The 21,926-nt window shown below is 72.0% G+C and carries 24 protein-coding genes; 11 read left to right on the top strand and 13 right to left on the bottom strand.

What is annotated here, in order from left to right:
* Window positions 1-10: 10 nt before the first annotated feature.
* The 6 genes from ACFC1X_RS21310 to ACFC1X_RS21285 are packed head-to-tail and all read right to left on the bottom strand — an operon-like array spanning window position 11 to window position 6,273.
* Complete coding sequence (locus tag ACFC1X_RS21310; protein ID WP_376355844.1) at window positions 11-334, bottom strand: L-rhamnose mutarotase; 324 nt, start codon at window positions 332-334, stop codon at window positions 11-13.
* Window positions 331-1,914 (bottom strand): sugar ABC transporter ATP-binding protein, encoded by a 1,584-nt coding sequence (locus ACFC1X_RS21305; RefSeq protein ID WP_376355842.1) that lies wholly within the window; start codon window positions 1,912-1,914, stop codon window positions 331-333. The genes ACFC1X_RS21310 and ACFC1X_RS21305 overlap by 4 nt, the downstream gene beginning before the upstream one ends.
* Complete coding sequence (locus ACFC1X_RS21300; protein ID WP_376355840.1) at window positions 1,911-2,987, bottom strand: ABC transporter permease; 1,077 nt, start codon at window positions 2,985-2,987, stop codon at window positions 1,911-1,913. Before ACFC1X_RS21300 ends, ACFC1X_RS21305 begins: the two co-directional genes overlap by 4 nt.
* Window positions 2,984-4,060, bottom strand: coding sequence for an ABC transporter permease (locus ACFC1X_RS21295; RefSeq protein WP_376355838.1), 1,077 nt, complete (start codon window positions 4,058-4,060; stop codon window positions 2,984-2,986). Before ACFC1X_RS21295 ends, ACFC1X_RS21300 begins: the two co-directional genes overlap by 4 nt.
* Entirely contained in the window at window positions 4,057-5,145 is a 1,089-nt protein-coding gene (locus tag ACFC1X_RS21290) for a mandelate racemase/muconate lactonizing enzyme family protein (RefSeq protein WP_376355836.1), read from the bottom strand. Before ACFC1X_RS21290 ends, ACFC1X_RS21295 begins: the two co-directional genes overlap by 4 nt.
* 39 nt (window positions 5,146-5,184) lie before the next feature.
* A complete protein-coding gene (locus ACFC1X_RS21285; RefSeq protein WP_376355834.1) occupies window positions 5,185-6,273 on the bottom strand; it encodes a sugar ABC transporter substrate-binding protein in 1,089 nt (362 codons plus the stop codon).
* Between the two features lie 255 nt (window positions 6,274-6,528).
* On the opposite strand from ACFC1X_RS21285, the gene ACFC1X_RS21280 reads away from it, so the two are divergent.
* From ACFC1X_RS21280 to ACFC1X_RS21270, 3 genes are all read left to right on the top strand, one after another.
* Window positions 6,529-7,182: a GntR family transcriptional regulator gene (locus tag ACFC1X_RS21280; protein ID WP_376355832.1), complete on the top strand. Its 654-nt coding sequence runs from the start codon at window positions 6,529-6,531 to the stop codon at window positions 7,180-7,182.
* A 67-nt stretch (window positions 7,183-7,249) separates the two neighbouring features.
* Window positions 7,250-8,005 (top strand): HipA family kinase, encoded by a 756-nt coding sequence (locus ACFC1X_RS21275; protein WP_376355830.1) that lies wholly within the window; start codon window positions 7,250-7,252, stop codon window positions 8,003-8,005.
* The gene (locus tag ACFC1X_RS21270; protein ID WP_376355828.1) at window positions 8,002-8,385 is read left to right on the top strand and encodes a DUF3037 domain-containing protein; all 384 of its coding nucleotides are present in this window, start codon (window positions 8,002-8,004) and stop codon (window positions 8,383-8,385) included. Before ACFC1X_RS21275 ends, ACFC1X_RS21270 begins: the two co-directional genes overlap by 4 nt.
* Window positions 8,386-8,425: 40 nt before the next feature.
* Here ACFC1X_RS21270 and ACFC1X_RS21265 read toward each other — a convergent pair whose 3' ends face one another.
* A complete protein-coding gene (locus tag ACFC1X_RS21265) occupies window positions 8,426-9,211 on the bottom strand; it encodes a hypothetical protein (protein WP_376355826.1) in 786 nt (261 codons plus the stop codon).
* A 264-nt stretch (window positions 9,212-9,475) separates the two neighbouring features.
* Here ACFC1X_RS21265 and fabG point away from each other — a divergent pair, with 264 nt between their 5' ends.
* From fabG to ACFC1X_RS21240, 5 genes are all read left to right on the top strand, one after another.
* A complete protein-coding gene (gene fabG, locus ACFC1X_RS21260) occupies window positions 9,476-10,237 on the top strand; it encodes a 3-oxoacyl-ACP reductase FabG (RefSeq protein WP_376355825.1) in 762 nt (253 codons plus the stop codon).
* Window positions 10,238-10,279: 42 nt separating this feature from the next.
* Window positions 10,280-11,041 carry an SDR family oxidoreductase gene (locus ACFC1X_RS21255; RefSeq protein WP_376355823.1) on the top strand — a complete coding sequence of 254 codons (762 nt, stop codon included), beginning with the start codon at window positions 10,280-10,282 and terminating at the stop codon, window positions 11,039-11,041.
* A gap of 209 nt (window positions 11,042-11,250) precedes the next feature.
* The gene (locus ACFC1X_RS21250; RefSeq protein WP_376355821.1) at window positions 11,251-12,837 is read left to right on the top strand and encodes an ABC transporter substrate-binding protein; all 1,587 of its coding nucleotides are present in this window, start codon (window positions 11,251-11,253) and stop codon (window positions 12,835-12,837) included.
* 74 nt (window positions 12,838-12,911) lie between these two features.
* A complete protein-coding gene (ung, locus tag ACFC1X_RS21245; protein ID WP_376355819.1) occupies window positions 12,912-13,595 on the top strand; it encodes a uracil-DNA glycosylase in 684 nt (227 codons plus the stop codon).
* Between the two features lie 123 nt (window positions 13,596-13,718).
* The gene (locus tag ACFC1X_RS21240; RefSeq protein WP_376355922.1) at window positions 13,719-14,261 is read left to right on the top strand and encodes a hypothetical protein; all 543 of its coding nucleotides are present in this window, start codon (window positions 13,719-13,721) and stop codon (window positions 14,259-14,261) included.
* Between the two features lie 29 nt (window positions 14,262-14,290).
* Here ACFC1X_RS21240 and ACFC1X_RS21235 read toward each other — a convergent pair whose 3' ends face one another.
* From ACFC1X_RS21235 to ACFC1X_RS21225, 3 genes are all read right to left on the bottom strand, one after another.
* Window positions 14,291-14,803: a hypothetical protein gene (locus ACFC1X_RS21235; RefSeq protein ID WP_376355817.1), complete on the bottom strand. Its 513-nt coding sequence runs from the start codon at window positions 14,801-14,803 to the stop codon at window positions 14,291-14,293.
* Between the two features lie 112 nt (window positions 14,804-14,915).
* A complete protein-coding gene (locus ACFC1X_RS21230) occupies window positions 14,916-15,428 on the bottom strand; it encodes a DinB family protein (RefSeq protein ID WP_376355815.1) in 513 nt (170 codons plus the stop codon).
* A 43-nt stretch (window positions 15,429-15,471) separates the two neighbouring features.
* Window positions 15,472-16,113 carry a TetR/AcrR family transcriptional regulator gene (locus ACFC1X_RS21225; protein ID WP_376355813.1) on the bottom strand — a complete coding sequence of 214 codons (642 nt, stop codon included), beginning with the start codon at window positions 16,111-16,113 and terminating at the stop codon, window positions 15,472-15,474.
* A gap of 91 nt (window positions 16,114-16,204) precedes the next feature.
* On the opposite strand from ACFC1X_RS21225, the gene ACFC1X_RS21220 reads away from it, so the two are divergent.
* On the top strand, window positions 16,205-17,386 hold the full coding sequence (locus ACFC1X_RS21220; RefSeq protein ID WP_376355811.1) for an FAD-dependent monooxygenase: 1,182 nt from the start codon (window positions 16,205-16,207) through the stop codon (window positions 17,384-17,386).
* Between the two features lie 13 nt (window positions 17,387-17,399).
* Entirely contained in the window at window positions 17,400-18,305 is a 906-nt protein-coding gene (locus ACFC1X_RS21215; protein WP_376355809.1) for a Gfo/Idh/MocA family protein, read from the top strand.
* On the opposite strand, the gene lnt is transcribed toward ACFC1X_RS21215, so the two are convergent.
* A complete protein-coding gene (gene lnt, locus ACFC1X_RS21210; protein ID WP_376355807.1) occupies window positions 18,229-19,803 on the bottom strand; it encodes an apolipoprotein N-acyltransferase in 1,575 nt (524 codons plus the stop codon). The genes ACFC1X_RS21215 and lnt overlap by 77 nt on opposite strands.
* 154 nt (window positions 19,804-19,957) lie before the next feature.
* On the opposite strand from lnt, the gene ACFC1X_RS21205 reads away from it, so the two are divergent.
* Window positions 19,958-20,698 (top strand): SDR family oxidoreductase, encoded by a 741-nt coding sequence (locus ACFC1X_RS21205; RefSeq protein WP_376355805.1) that lies wholly within the window; start codon window positions 19,958-19,960, stop codon window positions 20,696-20,698.
* A gap of 33 nt (window positions 20,699-20,731) precedes the next feature.
* On the opposite strand, the gene ACFC1X_RS21200 is transcribed toward ACFC1X_RS21205, so the two are convergent.
* Together ACFC1X_RS21200 and ACFC1X_RS21195 are read right to left on the bottom strand one after the other, a co-directional pair.
* Window positions 20,732-20,911, bottom strand: coding sequence for a hypothetical protein (locus ACFC1X_RS21200; RefSeq protein ID WP_079163440.1), 180 nt, complete (start codon window positions 20,909-20,911; stop codon window positions 20,732-20,734).
* Between the two features lie 63 nt (window positions 20,912-20,974).
* The gene (locus tag ACFC1X_RS21195) at window positions 20,975-21,850 is read right to left on the bottom strand and encodes an undecaprenyl-diphosphate phosphatase (RefSeq protein ID WP_376355802.1); all 876 of its coding nucleotides are present in this window, start codon (window positions 21,848-21,850) and stop codon (window positions 20,975-20,977) included.
* Window positions 21,851-21,926: the final 76 nt, after the last annotated feature.

Below are 21,926 nucleotides of genomic sequence, written 5' to 3'. Positions count from 1 at the left end.
CGGGTGTGCGCTACTCCATGAGGAAGACCTGCGCCATGGACGCCCACCACTCGCCGGGTGCGGCCTCGTCGACGGGGTGCTGACAGGGCGCTGTCCGGCGCCACCACTCCTGGGTGGCCGGGTCGTCGGCCAACAGGGCGAGGTCCGCCGCCAGGTCGCCGCCGTGGTACTCGAAGTAGCCGAACAGCCGGTCGCCGAGCAGGTGGATGGAGTAGTTGGTGATGTGGCAGGCCCGCAGGCGGGCCAGCACCGGTTCGGGTACGTCGCCGTGCAGTTCCCGGTACTCGTCCACCTTCTCGGGCAGGACGTGGATGACCTGGGCGACGCGCTTCACGGCGTTCCGCTCTTCGCGGCGACGGCCGAGCCGGAGACGGCCGAGCTCGCACGGTCGTGGATGACGCGGATGATCCGTCCGCTCATGCGGTCGTAGTCGTGGTCGTTGGCCACCTCGCCGCGGATGCGGTGGTCGGCCATGACCACCACCCGGTCGGCGAGCGTGATCATCTCCGTCAGGTCGCTGCTGATCAGCAGGATGGGCAGGCCACCGCGGGCCAGCTCCCAGATCAGCTCGTGGAAGGCGTGCTTGGTGCGTACGTCCACGCCCACGGTGGGCTCGTCGACGACCAGCAGCCGGGTGTCGGCGGCGAGCCACTTGGCCAGGCTCACCTTCTGCTGGTTGCCGCCGGACAGTTCACCCGCGTTCTGCGCCAGACCGGAGATCCGGATGCCGAGGCGGTCGACGAGGTCCTGGGAGATCTCCCGTTCCCGCCGGGGGGAGATGTCGCCGAGGAGGCGGCCGAGCTTCTTCCACACCGTCACGGTGATGTTCCGGTGGATGGGCTGCTCCAGGAAGACGCCCTCCTCCTTGCGGTTCTCGGTCAGGTAGCCGATGCCGTACGTGTGGAGGGCCTCGCGGGGGGACCTGATCCGGGCCGTCCTGCCGTACACCTTGATCTCACCGCCCGTGACCCGGTCCAGGCCGAGGACGGCCTTGACCAGTTCGCTGCGCCCGGCGCCGACCAGGCCGTACAGGCCGACGATCTCGCCGGGTGCGACGTCGAGGGAGATGTCGCGGTGGCCGGCCGCCGTCGAGAGGCCGGAGAGGGAGAGCGCCGGTGGTGCGGAGGCGTCCACCGTGCGGGGGGTCATGTCCGTCACCGCGTGGGCGCGGCCGACCATCAGGGTGACCACGTCGTCCTGGGCGTACTCGGAGAGGGGCGCCGACTCCAGGACCGACCGGCCGTCGCGCAGGACCGTGACGGTGTCGCAGACGGCGAAGACCTCCTCCAGCTTGTGGCTGACGAACACCACACAGGTGCCGCGTGCCGTGAGCCGACGCACCACGTCGAAGAGGCGCTCGGCCTCCTGCGGGGAGAGCGAGGCGGTGGGCTCGTCGAGCAGCAGCACCTCGCTCTCCGTGTACAGCGCCTTGGCGATCTCCACCAGCTGCTGCTGCGCCACGGACAGTTCGCGCACCGGACGGCGCGGGTCGAGGTCCAGGCCCAGCTCGGCCAGACAGCGCTCGGCGGGAGCGGTCATCGCCTCCGGGTCGACCAGTCCCCGGCGCGAGGGCGGGCTCTGCAGAGTGATGTTCTCCGCCACCGAGAAGCCGGGGATCAGGTTGCGCTCCTGGTGGACCACGCCGATCCCCGCGCGGGTGGCCTCCAGCGGGGAGCGCAGCCGAGTCTCCGCGCCCCGCCGCAGCAGGCGGCCGCCGTCGGGTGGGTGGACGCCGGTGATCACCTTGATCAGCGTGGACTTGCCGGCGCCGTTCTCGCCCAGCAGGGCGTGCACGGAACCCGCGGTCAGCTTCAGGCCCACGCCGTCGAGGGCGCGCACCCCGGGGAAGACCTTGACGATGTTCTCGCATTCCAGCAGGACGTCGTTCTCGTCTGTCGGCCGTACGTCGCTCATCGGGCGCCTCCCGTACTCGGCAGGGCGGCGGCCGGCTGTGCGTCGCCGCCGGGCGGCGCCGGGGGCGTACGGCCGGGTGCCCCGCCCTTCTTCTCCAGGTGGGACTGGTGGACGCGGCCGCCGACGACGGTGCCGAGGACGACCAGGCCGATGAGGAAGTTCACCCAGCTCGGGTCGAGGGAGAACTGGGCCCGCGCGGTGTCGATCAGCCGCATCACGAAGGCGGCCAGCACCGTGCCGAGCACCGCCACGGACCCGCCGGTGAGGGCGACGCCGCCGATGATCGGGGCGGCGAAGCTGGGCAGCAGCCAGTCCCCGCCGACGCTGCGGTTGACGCCGGGCAGCGAGGCCGTGGCCACGGCGGCGGCGATACCGACGAGCAGAGCGGACAGGGTGTGGGCGACCACGATCTGACGGTCGGAGGAGATGCCCGACAACCGTGCCGCGAGCGGGTTGCCTCCCGCCGCCAGCAGCCGCCGCCCGGCGATCGTGCGGTACATGAACGCGGCCAGCAGCACCGCGGCGACCAGCGCGGCGACGAAGACCAGCGGGATGTTCAGCGGTGCCGAGCGGCCGAGGTCGCGCAGCGTCTCGGAGTACCCGTCGATCGTGCGCGTGCCGGAGAGCCGGTACTGAGCCCCGAGCAGGATGGTCATCGTGCCGAGGGTGACGATGAAGCCGTTGATCCGGGTGGCGACGATGAACACCCCGGTCAGCAGGCCGATGAGCGTCGCGGTGAGCACGCCGGCCGGCACGGCGAGGCCCGCGGGCACCCCGTGGTCGGCCATCAGCACGCCCATCAGACAGGCGCTGAACCCGCCCAGCGCGCCGACGGCGAGGTTGAGCTGCCCGACGCACAGGGCGACCATCTGGGCCAGCCCGATGAGGACCGGCGTGGCCAGGTACATCAGGAACGTGCGGAGCGAGGAGCCTTCGAAGAAGGAGCCGGACGAGGCGATACCGAGCCCCACCCAGCCGACGGCCACCACGCCCAGCAGCGTCGTCGTCGTGGACCGCGAGAAGCGTCGCAGTGCCAGGAGGGCCAAGGCTCCCTTGTCGCGGAGCGTCGTCATGTGGAGCGCACCACCTTGCGATAGGACACCACGGTGCGCACCCGGTCCGCGGACAGGGCGAGGAGCAGGACGCAGCCGAGGTAGATGTTGAGGCTTTCGAGGCCGACCCCGAGCAGGTCGAGGCCCTTGCGGATGACACCGACCAGGGCGGTGCCGAGCAGGGCGCCGAGCACGGAGACGACGCCGCCGGTGAGCAGCGTGCCGCCGAGGACCGCGCCGAGGAACGACGGGAGCATGAAGTCGTCGCCGATGGAGGCGCGGAACGTGCCCGTGCCCACGGCGGCCATGAAACCGGCGAGGGCGGCCAGCAGGCCGGACAGCGCGTGGGCCAGGACGACACGGCGGCCGGTGGGGATGCCGGACAGCTCGGCGGCGGCGGGATTGGCGCCGGTGAGCAGCAGCTCCCGGCCCATGCGGGTACGGGCGTAGAGGAAGCCGAGACCGACGAGGGCCACCACGGTGAACTGGGCGATCTGCGGAACGGCCGCCGAACCGCAGACGGGGCCGGCGCAGATGTCCGCGAGCGAGTACGACCGCAGCTCGGCGAGCCAGTCCGGCCGCGTCGTGAACGCGGCGTTGTCCGTGAGGGCCGAGTAGAGCAGGGACACCAGGCCCAGCAGGGCGAAGTCCATGGCCAGCGTCACGACGAAGGAGTTCACACCGGTGCGGGCGATGATCCAGCCGGTCAGCGCGCCGATCGCACACCCCGCGACGAGGCACAACACCAGGCCCAGCGGCAGCGGCAGCCCGAGCCGGTCGTAGCCGAACCCGGCGAAGAAGGCGCCGAAGGCGGCCATACGTCCGACGGCGAGGTTCATGTGCCCGACGGACAGCACGACCATCTGCGCCAGCGCCACCACGGTGAGCGTCGAGATGTCCCTCAGCAGCGGGAAGAGCACCAGCCGCTCGTCGAAGAAGGCCGGGCGCAGGACGCCGAAGAGCGCGGCGAGCGCGACGACGAGTACCAGCAGCCCCAGCCGCTGGTTGACCCAGAACGGCAGCCGGTGGGCCGGCCGGGCCCCGTCGGTCGGGCGGTCGGTGTCGTTGCCGGCGGGGGTGACGGCGGTCTTCATGAGACCCTCCGGTCCTCGATCGCGTCCATGTCCCAGTCGATGCCGATGCCGGGCTCGTCCGGCGCCACGGCGTGGCCGTCGCGCAGGACCATCTCGGTGCGGGTGACGGCGCGCAGCTGCGGGATGTATTCGACGTACGCGCCGTTGCTCACCGCGGCGACCAGGCTGACGTGCAGTTCCATCAGGAAGTGCGGGCACACCTCGACGTTGAAGGTCTCCGCGAGGTGGGCGACCTTCAGCCACGGGGTGATGCCGCCGACCCGCGCCACGTCGACCTGGACGACGGAGGCGCCGCCGCTCTCCAGATAGCCGCGGAACTGCGTCGGCGAGTACATCGACTCACCCACGGCGATGGGGATCCGGGTCGAGCGGGCGAGCCGGGCGTGGCCGCTGACGTCGTCGGCGGACATGGGCTCTTCGAGCCAGTAGGGGTCGTACGGTTCGAGCGCGGCGGCCAGCCGCACGGCGGAGGAGAGCGACTGGGACTGGTTCGCGTCCGTCATGACGTGCAGCGCCGGACCGACCGCCTCGCGGACGGCACGCAGCCGCTCCGCGTCCTCGGCGACGTGCGGCTTGCCCACCTTGATCTTGACGCCGGCGAACCGCGCTTCCTGCGCCGCGAGCGCGGACTTGACCAGTTCCTCGGTGCCGAGGTGGAGCCAGCCGCCCTCGGTGTCGTAGACGGGGATCTCCCGGCGGTGCCCGCCGGCCAGCCGCCACAGCGGCTCCCCGGCCCGCTTGCAGCGCAGGTCCCACAGGGCGGTGTCGACGGCCGCGAGCGCCAGGGAGGTGATGGCGCCGGTGGTCGTGGCGCGGGTGTGGGCGAACAGGGACTGCCACAGCCCCTCCACGTTGCGGGCGTCCTTGCCGTTGAGCAGCGGCAGCAGGTGATCGCGCAGCAGTGCCAGTACGGAGCTGCCGCCGGTGCCGATCGTATAGGCGTAGCCGGTGCCCGTGAGGCCGTCGGCGGTGGTGAGCGTGACGAGGACGGTCTCCTGCTTGACGAACGACTGCACGGCGTCGGTGCGGTCGGTCTCCACGGCGATGTCGGCCAGGAGGGCCGTTGCGTCGGTGATGAGGGTCATGCGTGAGGCTGACCTTTCTGTGTCCGAGGCCGGGGCGGGTCAGCCGCAGGAGAGGAACTCGTCCGCGAACTGCTTCTTCAGCTCGGCGGTCTTGGCCCGGCGGGCGCTGTCGTAGCCGTCGACGTTGTCCTTGGTGACGACGAAGGAGCCGGAGTCGACGATCTTCCCGGGCTGCTTCATGGCGCACTGCTCGGTCTGGAGGAGGGCCAGCGCCCAGGCGCCGATCTCCGCCTGGCCGACCGGGTTCTGCACGACCGTGGCGGTGGCGGCACCGCTCCTGATCGAGGAGAGGATCTTGGCGTCGTCGTCGATGGCCACGACCTTCGCCTCGGAGCCGGACTCCTGTACGGCCTCGGCGGCGGCGACGGCCGGGTTGTAGGCGGTGGAGACGATGCCCGCGATCTTGGCGCCCTTGGCGGCGAGCAGGTCGGACACGGCCTTCTGCGCGGTCTGGAGGTCCTTGTCGATGTCGGTGATGGTCTGCAGCACGGTGACCTTGCCGCCGGTCTCCTTCACCGCCTTCTCCACGCCCCGCTTGCGCAACTGGGTGTTGGCGTCGACGTTGTTGCCGGTCAGGTGGACGAGGGCGCCCTTGCCGCCCATGGCCTCGATGGCGGCCTTCGCGGCCTTGTAGGCGGCCAGTTCGACGTCGGTGGAGAGGCAGAAGTCCGCCTCGTTCGTGTCCCCGGCCGGGCAGGAGCCGAGTGAGGCGACGGCCATCCCCTGCGACTTGAGGTCGGTGAAGGTGGTGTTGATGTCGGTCGGGGAGACGCCGAAGACGCCGAAGGCGTTGTAGCCGCGGGCGGCCAGGGTCGACACCAGGTTGTTCTGCTTCTGCTGGTCCCACTCGGCGGTCTCGTCGAAGGTGACGTCGCCCAGCCCGAGCGCCTTCCCGGCCTTGGCGCCGGCCGTCTTCCAGGGCTGGAAGTAGGGGTGGGCGCCGCCCGGGATCAGCGCGACCTTCACTCCGGAGCCGTCGGCGAGCTCGGCGGTCCCGCCGCCGCCCTTCACCGAGGCGGCACCCGCGGCGCCGGGCTCGTCCGAGTTCCTGATGGTGCAGGCCGACGAGGCGGCGGCCAGGAGGACCAGGCCGATGGCGGCTGACACGGCTGTTCTACGACGGCTCATGATGCTGCCCCACTAGAATCAAATAGGATTTAGTTGACGCGATGCTGGGGCAGTGGTGGCGGTCACGTCAAGGGTCGTACCGGATCGCGTTCGCAGGTCGAGGTGGAATATGAGGGCCGCTTGGTGCCGCTCGGTGTCCCTTGGGTGCATCGGTCGAGGTCGCTGTTCGCCGTGGATGACCGCGCCAGATCGTATAGAACAGAGGCAGCGAGATGGTGGATCGGCCGATGCCGTTCCCGAGGGGAGAACGAAACGATGTCGGTGCTGACGGTCAGCGTCTACGAGGCGGTCAAGGCCATGGTCATGGACCATGTGATCCAGCCCGGCGCACGGGTCGGCATCGAGTCCGTCTCGCGGTCCCTGGGAGTCTCGGCGACGCCGGTGCGCGAAGCGCTCGCCCGCCTGGAGTCGGACGGACTGGTGGTGAAGCGCTCGCTCTCCGGATACCGGGCCACCGAACTGCTCACCCGGCAGGGGGTGGAGGAACTCTTCGAGATGCGTCTGCTGCTGGAGCCGCGGGCCGCCGCGCTGGCCGCCGAGCACGTGGGCGAGGCGGCGCTGGACCGGATCGAGGCCGTGGTCGAGGAGATGCAGGGGCTGCCGGACAAGGGGCACAGTTATGCCGAGTACGGGCGCTTCGCGGTGCTGGACCAGCGGTTCCACGACGCGCTGGCCGTCGCGTCCGGGCGGACGATGCTCGCGGCGGCGGTGGAACGGCTGCACACCCACCTTCACCTCTTCCGGCTCAGCCCCGTCTCGGGCGGCAGTCCGGCCACCGTCATGGAGCACGGCCGCATCCTGCGGGCGGTGCTGCGGCGCAGTCCCGAACGGGCGTCGGAGGCCATGCGCGAGCATCTGGAGTCGAGCCTGCGGCGCCACCTCGACCGGTACGCGGAGGGCGAGGCGTGACGACCGGCCCCGATCACTATGCTCACTTCATGCGCGACGCAGATTCACCGACGGATGGCCCAGGAACATGCTGAAAGAGGTCACCGCGACCCGCTACATCGCGCCCCTGCGCGAGGGCGGTTCGCTGCCGGGGCTCGTCGAGGCCGACGATCTCGGGACGTACGTCCTGAAGTTCACCGGCGCGGGGCAGGGCCGCAAGACGCTTGTCGCGGAGGTGGTCTGCGGTGAGCTGGCCCGGCGGCTGGGTTTCCGCGTCCCGCGCATCGTGACGGTCGACCTCGACCCCGTCCTGGGGCTCGGCGAACCCGACCAGCAGGTGCAGGAGCTGCTCAAGTCGAGCGGCGGCACCAACCTCGGCATGGACTTCCTCTCCGGCGCGCTCGGCTTCGACCCGCTCGCCTTCGAGGTGAGCCCCGAGGAGGCCGGCCGGATCGTCTGGTTCGACGCGCTGGTGAACAACGTCGACCGGTCCTGGCGCAACCCCAACCTGCTGCGCCGGCGGGGCGAGACGTGGCTCATCGACCACGGCGCGACCATGATCTGGCAGCACAACTGGCCCGGCGCCGAGGCCTCCGCGGCCCGCCCCTACGACGCGTCCGACCACGCTCTCGCGCGCTTCTCGCCGGACGTCCGCTCGGCCGCCGCCGCGCTCGCGCCGCTGGTCACCGAGGAACTCCTCGCGGAGGTCACCGCCGAGATCCCGGACGTGTGGCTGCGCGACGAGCCCGGCTTCGCGACCCCCGACGACCTGCGGCGGGCCTATGCCCGGCCCCTGCTCGCCCGGGCCGGCACGATCCACGAACGCGTCAAGGGGGAGCGGTGAGCGACCGCCACGTCTTCGAGTACGCGCTGGTGCGCGTCGTGCCCCGGATCGAGCGCGGGGAGTGCGTCAACGCCGGCGTCCTCGTGTACTGCCGGGCCAAGTCCTACGTCGGTGCCCGCACCCACCTCGACGAGGCCAGGCTGCTGGCTCTCGACGCGGGGGTGGACCTGCCGGGCGTACGTGCGGCGCTGCGCGCCGTGGAGGGCGTGTGCACCGGCGGGGACGCGGCGGGCCAGGCGGCCCAGGACGATCCGGGCCGCCGTTTCCGCTGGCTGATCGCGCCCCGCTCGACCATCGTCCAGCCGGGCCCCGTGCACACCGGCCTGACCGCCGATCCGGCGGCCGAGGCACAGCGGCTGCTCGACCTGCTGGTGCGGTGACGCCGGGCAGGTTGCCTCCGGCCCGGAGTCGTCGCGGGTGTCAGGCGCGCCGGCGGCGCCTCAGCGCGTAGCCGGCGGCGAGCGTGGCGCTGGCCACGCAGCCCAGCCCGATGGCGATGTCCGAACGGCTCGGCCCACTGCCGAAGGAGCCGCCCAGGCCGCCCTGAGTGCCGCGCGTCGGAGTGACGGCGGGGGAGGCCGCCGGACTCGTGGCGGTGGTCGGTGAGACCGGGAGCGGCACCGAGGTCGAGGAGGTGGTCGGCAGCGAGGCGATCTGCACCTCGACGCGCTGGTTCTGCTCCACCTGCTGGTTCTGCTCCACCTGCCGGCCCTGGTCGCCCCGGTTCTCGTCGAAGCGGTCCTCTTCCCGGCCGTCGTTGTTCCCGCCCTGGTCGAAACCGCCCTGATCGTTTCGGCCCTCGTCGTGCTGGCCGTTGTCGAACCCGCCTTGGTCGAATCCGCCCTGGCCGTTGCCGCCCTGGTCGAATCCGCCCTGGCCGTTGCCGCCCTGGCCGTTGCCGCCCTGGTTGAATCCGCCCTGGCCGTTGCCGCCCTGGTCGAACCCGCCCTGGTCGTTACCGCCCTGGTCGAACGAGCCCGCGTCGGATTCGCTTCCGTCGGGTTGGCCCTGGTCGAGCGGGTCCGGGGCGAACAGGTCCTCGGTGAACGCGTCCGAGTCGTTCGGATCGCGCTCGAAGGCGGCCTGGCCCGCCTGCTGCTGGGTGAGACTCCGGGAGTCCAGGTCCTGGGTGTGTGCGGTGTCGGCCATCGGCACGATCGCGGCTATCGCGACGGCTATGCCTGCGGCACCGGTTAGACGGCGCATGGACGTCTCCTTTCCGGCCACGAGTGGCTCGCGCTTCGACGCTAGGGGCCCAGGGGCCCGGGGGCGCGCAGCGCTGGGCCGATCGGGTAGGCGGGGTGTGGTGACGCACCGGGGAGCCCGGGTAATGGATCACACCGGCCCGGTGTCCCGTTGACACCGGGTGCCAGGGCTTCTAGCGTCACGTCTGCGGAAGGTACTAAGCGGTCGCTCACCCAAGGGCGCACGCTCCGCACGGGCCGCATCCCCAGGACGAGGAGAGCAGCAATGTCCACCACTGAGCAGCGGGTCGCCGTCGTCACCGGAGCCGCGCGCGGCATCGGTGCCGCGACCGCCGTACGACTGGCCGCCGAGGGCCGCGCCGTCGCCGTCATCGACCTCGACGAGGCCGCCTGCAAGGACACCGTGGAGCAGATCACCGCGGCCGGCGGCAAGGCGATCGCGGTCGGTTGCGACGTCTCCGACGAGGCGCAGGTCGAGGCGGCCGTCGCGCGGATCGCCGGGGAGCTGGGCGCGCCGACGATCCTCGTCAACAACGCGGGCGTACTGCGCGACAACCTGCTCTTCAAGATGAGCGTCTCCGACTGGGACACCGTCATGAACGTGCACCTGCGCGGCGCCTTCCTGATGTCCAAGGCGTGCCAGAAGCACATGGTGGACGTCGGCTTCGGCCGCATCGTCAACCTGTCCTCCTCCTCCGCGCTCGGCAACCGCGGCCAGGTCAACTACTCCGCCGCCAAGGCCGGTCTCCAGGGCTTCACCAAGACCCTCGCCAAGGAACTGGGCAAGTTCGGCGTCACCGCCAACTCCGTCGCCCCGGGCTTCATCGCCACCGAGATGACCAAGGCCACCGCCGACCGCGTCGGCATGGGCTTCGACGACTTCAAGGCCGCCGCCGCCACCCAGATCCCGGTCGCCCGCGTCGGCGAGCCCGACGACATCGCCAACGCCATCGCCTTCTTCACCGGCGACGCGGCCGGCTTCGTCTCCGGCCAGGTGCTGTACGTGGCCGGCGGACCGCTCGACTAGGGACACGGAGACCAGGGAACACGGACACTAGGGAACACGGACATGACTGAACTCCCCGTACTCTCCGGCAAGGTCGCGCTGGTCACGGGCGCCAGCCGCGGTATCGGCTACGGCGTCGCCGAGGCGCTCGTCGCGCGCGGCGACCGGGTCTGCATCACCGGCCGCAACGAGGACGCCCTCAAGGAGGCCGTCGACAAGCTCGGCGCCGACCGGGCCATCGGTGTCGCCGGCAAGGCGCACGACGAGGCCCACCAGGCCGTCGCCGTCGAGCGCACGATGGAGGCCTTCGGCCGCGTCGACTTCCTGGTCAACAACGCCGGCACCAACCCGGTGTTCGGGCCGATCGCCGACCTCGACCTGAACGTCGCGCGGAAGGTCTTCGAGACCAACGTGATCTCGGCGCTCGGCTTCGCCCAGCGCACCTGGCACGCCTGGCAGAAGGAGAACGGCGGCGCGATCGTCAACATCGCGTCCGTCGCGGGCCTCTCGCCCTCGCCCTTCATCGCCGCGTACGGCGTCAGCAAGGCCGCGCTGATCAACCTCACCGCGCAGCTGGCGCACGAGTTCGCGCCGAAGGTGCGGGTCAACGCGATCGCCCCGGCCGTCGTGAAGACCAAGTTCGCCGCCGCCCTGTACGAGGGGCGGGAGGAGGAGGCCGCCGCCGGCTACCCGCTGGGCCGGCTCGGCGTGCCCTCCGACATCGGCGGTGCCGCCGCCTTCCTCACCTCGGCGCAGTCCGACTGGGTCACCGGTCAGACCCTCGTCGTCGACGGAGGCATTTTCCTGAACGCCGGCGTGGCCTGATCTCGTCTGTCGGCAGCGCTGAAGATCGCCCCGGGACGCGGGCGCCGTTGACGGAAACGGCGCCCGTGTCCGCGTTTCGAGACCACCGGGGAGATGACAACGTAGTCATCGCCAAATGATCAAAACCCCTGTTCAGATGGGGGTTCAGGTGGCCTGGCGCTGCGGTATGGTCTGCCGACCCTTGGCACGGCGGATCGAGGAGCGTGCGCGTGTTCAACCGGAACCGAGGCCTGCGTCGGGTAGCGGCCATCGTGTCCATATCGTCGCTGGTCACCGGCTGCGGCATTCTGTCCTCCGACAGCTCGCAGGACGAGGGGCCGATCGTCGTGGGGACGACGAGCGCGCCCAGCACCCTGGACCCGGCGGCCTCCTGGGACGGCTCCTGGGAGCTGTTCCGGAACATCTACCAGACGCTGCTCAGCTACCCCAACGGTGCGACCGCGCCCCAGCCCGACGCCGCCGAGGAGTGCGCCTTCACCGACTCCACGAACCAGGTGTACCGCTGCGAGCTGCGCGAGGGCCTGACCTTCTCCAACGGGGACCGCCTCGACGCGCGCGCCGTCAAGCACTCGATCGACCGGATCAAGGACATCAACGTCAACGGCGGCCCCGCCGGCCTGCTGGGCAGCCTGGAACGCGTCCAGGCGCCGAGCGAGCGCGAGGTGGTCTTCCACCTCAACAAGCCCGACGCCACCTTCCCGTTCGTGCTCGCCACGCCCGCCATGTCGATCGTCGAGCCCGGCGGCTACCCCGCGGACAAGCTGCGCGAGGACGGCCAGGTCGTGGGCTCGGGCCCGTACACGCTGGAGTCGTACGAGGACGGCGAGCGCGCCGAACTCGTGCGCAACGACCGCTACGAGGGCTTCGCCGACCGGCAGAACAAGGCGGTGACGATCCGCTACTTCAAGGATTCCGCCGGCATGGTGAAGGCGCTGCGCGACGGCGACATCCAGGTGACCTACCGGGGACTCGCGGCCGACGACGTCATCACGCTCCAGGGCAAGGCCGGCAAGGACGAGGAACTCCAGCTGGTCGAGGGCAGCGGCACGGAGATCAGCTACCTGGTGTTCAACCCCGAGGACCCGTGGGCGGGCCGCAAGGAGGTCCGCCGGGCCGTCGCCCAGGTGATCGACCGGGCGGCGATCGCGCACAAGATCTACCAGGACACCGTCGACCCGCTGTACTCGATGGTCCCCAAGGGCCTGACCGGACACACCACGGGCTTCTTCGACGACTACGGCGACCCCAGCGTCCCCAAGGCCCGCGAGATCCTCACCGACGCGGGCATCACCGAGCCCGTCCCGCTCACCCTCTGGTACACCACCGACCGGTACGGCTCCGAGACGGCGAAGGAGTTCAAGGAGATCAAGCGGCAGCTCGACGCCTCGGGCCTGTTCGAGGTCACCCTGAAGAGCCGCCCCTGGAAGACGTACGTCACGGGCTACCAGAAGGGCGAGTACCCGGTGTTCGGCCGCGGCTGGTCCCCGGACTTCCCGGACGCGGAGAACTTCATCGCGCCGTTCGTCGGCAAGCAGAACGCGCTCGGCACGCCCTACCTCGCGCCGGAGATCACCGGTGAGCTGCTGCCGCGCTCCCGCCGGGAGAGCGACCGGGCCAACGTGGAGCGGGAGTTCGAGCGGGCGCAGCAGATCATGCTGGACGACGCGCGGTTGCTGCCGTTGTGGCAGGGCAAGCAGTACGTGGCCGCCAACACGGACATCTCGGGCGCGGAGCAGGCCATGGACCCGTCGACGATCATGATGATGTGGCGGCTCTCCCGGAAGACCAGTTGGTAGGCGGTCCGGTTGTCAGTGGTCGCCGGTAGGTTCGTGGGGAGTGGAAAGCGACCGCACAGCGTAAGGAAGTTGACGTGACCGACACCGCCATGCTGCCCGAGTCCTGGCGTGAGGTGCTGGGCGACGAGCTTCAGCAGCCCTACTTCAAGGAGCTGACGGAGTTCGTCGAGGAGGAGCGGGCGAACGGCCCCGTCTACCCGCCGCGCGAGGAGGTCTTCGCCGCGCTGGACGCCACGCCGTACGACCGGGTGAAGGTGCTGGTCCTCGGGCAGGACCCGTATCACGGCGAGGGCCAGGGCCACGGGCTGTGCTTCTCGGTCCGGCCCGGGGTGAAGGTCCCGCCGTCCCTGCGGAACATCTACAAGGAGATGCACGCGGAGCTGGACACCCCCGTCCCGGACAACGGATATCTGATGCCCTGGGCGGAGCAGGGCGTCCTCCTGCTCAACGCGGTGCTCACGGTTCGTGCGGGTGAGGCGAACTCGCACAAGGCCCGCGGCTGGGAGCGTTTCACCGACGCGGTGATCCGCGCGGTGGCCGAGCGGCCCGACCCGGCGGTGTTCGTGCTGTGGGGCAACTACGCGCAGAAGAAGCTGCCGCTGATCGACGAGACCCGGCACAGGGTGGTCAAGGGCGCACACCCCTCCCCGCTGTCGGCGAAGAAGTTCTTCGGTTCCCGCCCGTTCACGCAGATCAACGAGGCGGTCGCGGCCCAGGGCCACGAGCCGATCGACTGGACCATCCCGAACCTGAAGTGAGCCCGACACGCGGGCCGGGTCCCCCACTGGCCGGCCCACGCGCCCCCGGTGCCGCCTGACCGGGATCGCGGCCACCTGCGGTTAGCGTCGGTCGTGACAGCCGACGAAGGCACGGAGGACGCGGTGGCCAAGGGACGGGAGCAGGCGGCGCCGGACGCCGTGCTGACGCGCATCGGTCAGGTCGTCATGCTGCATCACGCGGGCGACCGCGAGGAGGCCCGGGACCGCTTCCTCGGCCTGTGGGCGGAGATCGGCGAGCACGGCGACCCCCTGCACCGGTGCACGCTGGCCCACTACCTGGCCGACACCCAGGACGAGCCGGGCGACGAACTGGCCTGGGACCTGCGCGCGTTGGCGGCGGCCGAGGAGATCACCCAGGACCCGCTCGCCGACCCCCGCGGGGGCAGGCTCGCCGCGCGCGCCCTCTACCCTTCGCTCCATCTGAACCTCGCCGACGACTACGACCGCCTCGGCCACCGCGAGGCCGCCCGCCTGCACCTGCGGCGCGCCCGGGGCGCGGCCGAGTCCCTGGCCCCCGACCGTTACGGCGAGGGTGTGCGCGCGGCGATCGACCGGCTGGAGCGACGCCTGGACGGCGCGGGCCGCGGTTCGGACGGGCCCGACCGTCCCGGAGGATGGCCGAGACCACCGCGGCAGCGGCCGTAGGAGTGCGCGGCGCCCGCCCGCTGTCCGGCTCAGCGGCCGTACGCCTGCTCGCAGATGCGGGCTTCGGGGCTGCCGGGGCGCCAGCCGCCGTACCGCTTGCCGAGCGAGCACACGTCCGCGTTCCGGCCGGTGTCCCGGCCGGACGAGGGCGCGTGGGGGAGCGCTGGGACCTCGGGGCCCGGCACCCTCGGGCGTTCGGTGCGCGCCGGTGTCTCGGGCCGGGCGGGCCGCGGTCGCTGTTCGGGGCGAGCCCGGGCGGCCGGCGCCTCCTGTCGGGGCGGCCCGGCGGCCGGGGGTTCCGTATCGCGCGGTTCCCGGGCCGCGCGGTCCGGGGTCGGCGAGGGGCCGATCATCTCCAGCGCCTCCCGGGCCGGGGCCTGGACGACCCGCGGTTCGGCCGGTCCGTCCGGGCGCGGCGCCAGGGAGCGGGCGCCCGCCGAGGTCGGGTCGGCGGCGGCCGGGCCCTGGACCGTCGTACAGCCGGTCAGGGCGGTGACGGCCACGGTCACCAGGAGCGTCGCTGTGGTCCTCGTTCGATGCACCCGCGCCACTCTGCTGGTTCGGGTCCGTTCCACGACGCCGGACAAGCGGAGGTTGCCCCGCACGGGTGATCTCCGGCCCCGTACGGAGGCCCGGGGGCCGTCGGGGGTGACGTCAGTCGCCCGTGGCACCGTCCAGGCACTCCCGGATCAGGTCGGCGTGCCCGTTGTGACGGGCGTACTCCTCGATCATGTGGGTGTGGATCCAGCGCAGGTTGAAGCGCTCACCGGTGCGGGCGTGCTGTCCCCGGCCCAGGTCGTCCAGGGGGAATCCGGCCGCGTTGCGCCGGGCCGCCTCGATCTCGGCCTGCCAGGTCGCGTGGGCCTCCTGCCAGGTGTCCGACGCGGTCACCCGGAACTCGCCGTCCGGGTCCGCGTCCGAGTAGTAGATCGGGCCCGCGTCCTCGGCCGCCAGCACCCTGCGGTACCAGCTGCGCTCCACCTCCGCCATGTGCCGCACCAGTCCCATCAGGGTCAGCCCCGACGGGCTCACGGAAGCCGTCCGCAGCTGTTCGTCGGTGAGGCCCTCGCACTTCCACGCGAGGGTCTGGCGGTGGTACTCCACCCAGCCCTCCAGCATGGTGCGTTCGTCGGCGTCAGGGGCGGGTTCGCGGCGCTCGGTAGTCATGCCGCCATCCTCGCCCGGCGCCGTCCCGGCGCACCAGGGGATTTCAGCCGCCCAGCATGCCGTCCAGGATCTCCCGCAGTCCCGACCGCACGTCCTGGAGGCCGGGCACCTCGGCGTGGAAGCTGCCGGCCACGCAGCTGAACATCAGCCCGTCCGCCCAGGCGACCAGCGAGAGCACGTGGCGCTCCGGATCCGGCGAACCCATCGCCGTGACGAGGCCGCCCAGCCGCTCCCGGAAACGGGCGCCCGCCGCGTCGAAGTGGGCCCGCAGCTCGGGGCGCCGGGTGGCCTCCAGGGCCAGTTCGTAGCGGGCCAGCGTCAGCTCCCGGTTGCGGGTCAGCGCGCGGTGCGTCGCCAGGGCCATCGCGTCCACCAGGGAGTCGAGGCCGGCGCGCGGGTCCGGCATCTCGTGCAGCGCCAGCACCCGTTCCTCCCGGTCGGCCAGGCGCCGCACCGCCAGTTCGAGCAGGGCCTGCCGGGTCCGGGCGAGGTTGGAGGTGGAGCCCTGCGGGAGTCCCGCCGACTCGTCGACCGCGCGGTGCGTCAGCCCCCGCATCCCGCGCTCGGCGAGCAGGGCCAGCGCGGCGTCGGCGACCAGGTCGGCGCGGGAGGCGGCGGGGGCAGCGGGGGCGGCGGGGGCCACGGAGGGCACGGAGGCCGGGGTGGAGGGGGTGGATGCGGACATGGAGGTCAACCTACCCGACCGCACTACGGCTGTAGTACAGTCGGCGGCAGGTGCTACTACATCTGTAGTGAGGAAAGCGGTGGAGAGAGCCATGACACGGACAAGGCGGGCCGTCGTGATCGGCGGCGGCATCGGTGGCCTCACCGCGGCGGTGGCCCTGCACCAGGACGGCCTGCGGGTCACCGTCCTGGAGCGGGTCGCCTCCCTGCGGCCGATCGGCGCGGCCATCTCCCTGTCGCCCAACGCCCTGCGCGCGCTGGACGTCATCGGCCTCGGCGACGAGATCCGCGACCTCGCCGCCTGGCAGGGCGACGGGGGACTGCGCACCCCGGGCGGACGCTGGCTCTCCCGGTCCAGCGCGGAGGCGGCCGCGGCCCGGTTCGGCGGCCCGCTGGTGCTGCTGCACCGGGCCACCCTCATCGACCGCCTGTCCGAGCGGCTGCCCCCGGACGCCGTCCGCACGGCCGCCGACGCGATGCTCACCGACCCCGGCGACCACGATCGCCCGGCCAGGGTGCGCACCGCGGACGGCGAGTGGGAGGCCGACCTGGTCGTCGCCGCCGACGGCATCCACTCCGCCGTACGCCGCACGCTGTTCCCGGACCACCCCGGCACCGTGTACTCCGGCTTCACCACCTGGCGGGTCGTGATCCCGCTGCCCGGCGTCGAGTTCGCCTCCCACGAGACCTGGGGGCGGGGGCGCATCTGGGGCACGCATCCGCTCAAGGACGGCCGGGCCTACGCCTACGCCGCCGCCGTCGCCCCGGCCGGCGGACACGCGGCGGACGAGCGCGCGGAGCTGCTGCACCGCTACGGCGACTGGCACGACCCGATCCCCGCGGTGCTCGCCGCCACCCGCCCCGAGGACGTCCTGCGGCACGACGTGCACCACATCGCCGCACCGCTGCCCGCCTACCACCGCGGCCGGGTCGCCCTGCTCGGCGACGCCGCGCACGCCATGCCGCCCAACCTCGGGCAGGGCGGCAACCAGGCCATCGAGGACGCGGTCGTGCTCGCCCACCACAGCCGGGACCTCGCCGCCTACACGGCCGCCCGGCAGCCCCGCGCCAGCGCCGTTGCCCGCCAGGCCGTCCGGGTCGCCCGCCTCAATCTGATGACCAGCCGCGCCGGGATCGCGGCCCGTGACGCCGCACTGCTCGCCCTGTCCAAGGCGGCACCCGGCCTGTTCCTGCGCGGCTTCGACGGCATCGCCGACTGGCGGCCACCGCAGCCCCCGTATGCTTCAGCGCGGACCCGGACCGGCGAACGTTAGAGGAGCACACCCCGTGAAGGTCGGCTGCATCGGACTCGGCGACATCGCGCGGAAGGCCTACCTGCCGGTGCTCTCCGCCCTGCCGGGAACTGAGCTTCACGTGCAGACCCGCACCCCTGCCACCCTCACCCGGGTCGCCGACGGACTGCGCCTGCCGGAGACCCAGCGCCACGCCGACCTCGACTCACTGCTCGCCCAGGGCCTCGACGCCGCCTTCGTGCACGCGCCGACCGCCGTCCACCCCGAGATCGTGACCAGGCTCCTGCAGGCCGGCGTCCCGACCTACGTCGACAAGCCGCTCGCCTACGAACTCGCCGAGTCCGAACGGCTGGTGGCCTTCGCCGAGGAGCGGCGGACCAGCCTCGCCGTCGGCTTCAACCGCCGCTACGCGCCCGGTTACGCGCAGTGTGCCGAGCACCCGCGCGAGCTGATCCTCATGCAGAAGAACCGCACCGGGCTGCCCGAGGAACCGCGCACGATGATCCTCGACGACTTCATCCACGTCGTGGACACGCTCCGCTTCCTGGTGCCGGGACCGGTCGACGACGTGACCGTGCGCGCCCGCGTCCAGGACGGCCTCCTGCACCACGTCGTGCTCCAGCTCGCCGGGGAGGGCTTCACCGCGCTCGGCGTCATGAACCGGCTCAGCGGTTCGGCTGAGGAGATCCTGGAGGTCTCCGGCCAGGACACCAAGCGCCAGGTGGTCAACCTCGCCGAGGTGATCGACCACAAGGGCCAGCCGACCGTGCGGCGGCGCGGCGACTGGGTGCCGGTGGCCCGGCAGCGCGGCATCGAGCAGGCGGTGCTCGCCTTCCTCGACGCGGTGCGCGCGGGGCGGGTGCTCAGTGCCCGGGACGCGCTGGAGACCCACGATCTGTGTGAGCGGGTGGTACGCGCGGTCCACGAGCGTTCCGCCTGAGCCGCACCGCCCGTACGCCCTCGCCGGCGCCCCAGGCCGCGAGGATCACCAGGGCCGCGTGCACGGTCCAGTCGCCGAGACGTACGTACGGCGTGGTGCCGTGCGTGAGGGGGATCTCGTACACCCGCGCGGTGCTCGCGTCGGTGCCGAGCCAGGAGCCGATCCGCTTCCCGTTCGCGTCGTACACGGCGGAGACGCCGGTCAGCGTCGAGTGCACCATGGGCCGGCCGGTCTCCGCGGCGCGCAGCGCGGCGAGCGAGGCGTGCTGCTCGGGGGCCCAGGTGTGCTGGAACGTCGACGTCGACGACTGGGCGACCAGCACCTCCGCGCCGTCGGCGGCCAACTGGCGGCTCATGTCGGGAAACGCGCTCTCGAAGCACACCATCGGGCCGATCCGCAGCCCGTCCCCGACGTTCATCACCACCTGCTCGGTGCCCCGCCTGCGGTCCTCGCCCGCCGCCTCGCCGACGGAGGTGGCCCAGCCGAGCAGGGAGCGGGCCGGCACGTACTCCCCGAAGGGCACCAGCCGCATCTTGTCGTACCGGTCGCCGGTCGGGCCGTCGGGGCCGATCAGCACCGAACTCTTGTAGATGCCGGGCTTGTCGGATCGCCGCGCGTCCACGTTGACCAGGATCTCCGCGCCGGTCTCCCGGGACAGCGCCGCGAGCCGGCGGGCCAGGTCGGGCCGGTCGTCCAGGTCGAAGCCGACGCTGCTCTCGCCCCAGACGATCAGATCCAGGTCCCGGTCGGCGAGCCCGCGGGTGAGCTGCTCCTCACGGTCGAAGCGCCGGTCGGCGCTGTCCGCGCCGTCCACGACACCGGGCTGCACCACGGCGATCGCGGCCCGCTCGTCGGTGTCGGGGCGCGGCGACCAGACCCAGGCCGCGGAGGTGGCGGCCGCGGTGGCGACGAGCCCGGCCAGCGCGGGCACCCGCGCCCGGCGGACGGCGACGAGCACGGCGACGGCGACGTTCACCGCCACCACCAGGAAGCTCAGCAGCCAGACCCCGCCGACCGAGGCCAGCCGCAGCGCCGGCGCCACCTCCCACTGGCTGGAGCCGAGCATCCCCCACGGGCCGCCGAGCCCCTGCCAGGAACGGACCAGTTCCGCGGCCAGCCAACCCGACGGCAGGACCAGGAGCGCCGCCGCGACCCGGCCGGCCGAGGGGGCGCCGCCCAGCAGCCGCCGCACCAGCCAGCCCCACGGCGCCCACAGTGCGCCGAGCAGCGCCGCGATCACGAAGGTGAAGACGTGCAGGTTCGGCAGCAGCCAGTGGTGCATGGCGAGCATGAAGCCGAAGCCGGCGCACCACCCGTCGTACGCCGCCCGCTTCCCGGTCGGCGCGGTACGGGCCAGCAGGATCCAGGGGACCAGCGCGAACCAGGCCCACCACCACAGGGCCGGGCCCGGGAAGGCGAGCACGGGCAGCGCTCCGGCGAGCACAGCGGCGGCCGAGCGCCACCACGGGGAGGCGAGCCGGCGGTCGAGCGTCTTCATGGGCGCCTCCCTACCCCCCCGATGTCTACAGTGTGCGCCCGCGACGAGGGCGAATTTCAGTTGATCACACCGGGTGCCGATGGTGCGCAAGGCGTGTGCAAGGCGTTCCCGGCGCCCTAAAGTGATCGATGATCGATCAAACCCGGAGGTGCTCATGAACCGACCCATCACGGTGGTCACCGGCGGCAGCCGTGGCATCGGCGCGGCGACCTGTCTGCGCCTCGCGGCGGACGGACACGACCTGGCCGTCGGCTACGCGCGGGACTCGGTTGCGGCCGAGGCGGTCGTCGCGGGCGTGCGCGAGGCGGGCGGACGCGCGGTGGCGGTGCGCGCGGACACCTCGGTCGAGGTCGACGTCAAGCGCCTCTTCGATGCGGCGGAGGAACGGCTCGGGCCGGTGACGGGCCTGGTGAACAACGCGGCCGTGACCGGGCCGCTGGGGCGCCTCGCCGACAGCGACACCGCCGACCTGCGCCGGGTCCTGGACGTCAACCTGCTGGGCGTGCTGCTGTGCGCCCGGCGCGCCGCGCGGCTCATGACGGCGCGGGGGAGCGGTGTGATCGTGAACGTCTCGTCGGGCGCCGCGACCCTCGGCAGCCCGGGGGAGTACGTCCACTACGCGGCGGCCAAGGCGGGCGTCGACACGCTGACGCTGGGCCTGGCCAAGGAGCTGGGGCCGGACGGTGTCCGGGTCAACGCGGTCGCGCCCGGCGTCATCGACACCGACATGCACGCGGCGGCGGGCGCGCCGGACCGGGCGCGGCGGATGGGGGCGGCGGTGCCGATGGGCCGTGCGGGGCGGGCGGAGGAGATCGCGGCGGCGATCTCCTGGCTGATGTCGCCCGACGCCTCGTACACGACGGGGACGGTGCTCCGGGTGGCCGGCGGGCGCTGACGCCGGGTGGGGTGCCGGGGCGGGCGCTCCGGGTCAGGCGGCCTCGATGACCTCGCCGCGGATCGCGGTCGCCCACTCGACCACCAGCAACTCGTACTCCACACGCTCCTGTGCCGACAGGGTCCCGCCCGCGCGGCGCCAGAGCGCACGGATCTTCTCGTTCAGTTCCGCGGCGGAGCGCACGGAACCAGGAGTCGCGTAATCGGGGGACATGCGGACAAGCCTAGGGGCAAGCACTGACAGTGCGCTACCGGACGGCTACAGAAGCGGTGGCGGTCAGCCGGCCGACTCCGCGGCGTGCGGGCTGAGGGCGCCGGTGCTGACCAGGGCGATGATGACGATGCCGAGCGCGATGCGGTACCAGACGAACGGCATGAAGCTCTTGGTCGAGATGAACTTCATGAACCATGCGATCACCACGTATCCGGTGCCGAAGGCGATGACCGTCGCGAACAGCGTCGGTCCCCAGGACACGTGGTCGCTCTCCATCGCGTCCGTCAGCTCGAACAGCCCGGAGGCGAGCACCGCCGGGATCGCGAGCAGGAACGAGTACCGGGCCGCCGCCTCGCGCCGGTAACCCATGAAGAGGCCGCCGCTGATCGTGGCCCCGGAGCGGGAGACGCCGGGGATGAGGGCCGCCGCCTGGCAGAGGCCGTAGATCAGGCCGTCGCGGACGGTCAGGTTCTCCAGCTCCTTGCGCTGCTTGGGAGCGCGGTGCCGGCCGCCCTTCTCGTCCCGCGCGGCCATCCGGTCCGCGATGCCGATGATCACACCGACGACGATCAGCATCGTCGCGGTGATCCGCAGGTCGCGGAAGGGCCCCTCGATCTGGTCCTTCAGGGTCAGGCCGAGCACGCCGATCGGGATCGAGCCGACGATCACCAGCCAGCCCATGCGCGCGTCGGGGTCGTGGCGCATCGACTTGTCGGTCAGCGACCGTGTCCACGCCGAGATGATGCGCCCGATGTCCTTGCGGAAGTAGATGAGGACCGCGGCCTCGGTGCCGATCTGCGTGATCGCCGTGAAGGCGGCGCCCGGGTCGTGCCAGCCGGAGAACGCCGCCGTCAGGCGCAGGTGCGCGCTGGAGGACACGGGGAGGAACTCGGTCAGCCCCTGGACGAGTCCGAGGATGAGTGATTCGAACCAAGACATGAAGTTACGGAGTCCAAGTGCCGAGCGAGAAAAGGGCGATGGGCGCGCCGGACCCCGAAGTCGGATGATCGGGACC

Origin of the sequence: Streptomyces sp. NPDC056128 (genome assembly GCF_042263835.1) — a bacterium.
Classification (GTDB): domain Bacteria; phylum Actinomycetota; class Actinomycetes; order Streptomycetales; family Streptomycetaceae; genus Streptomyces.
Note: the sequence above shows the minus strand (reverse complement) of the source record. Positions and strands in the feature narration are given on the sequence as shown.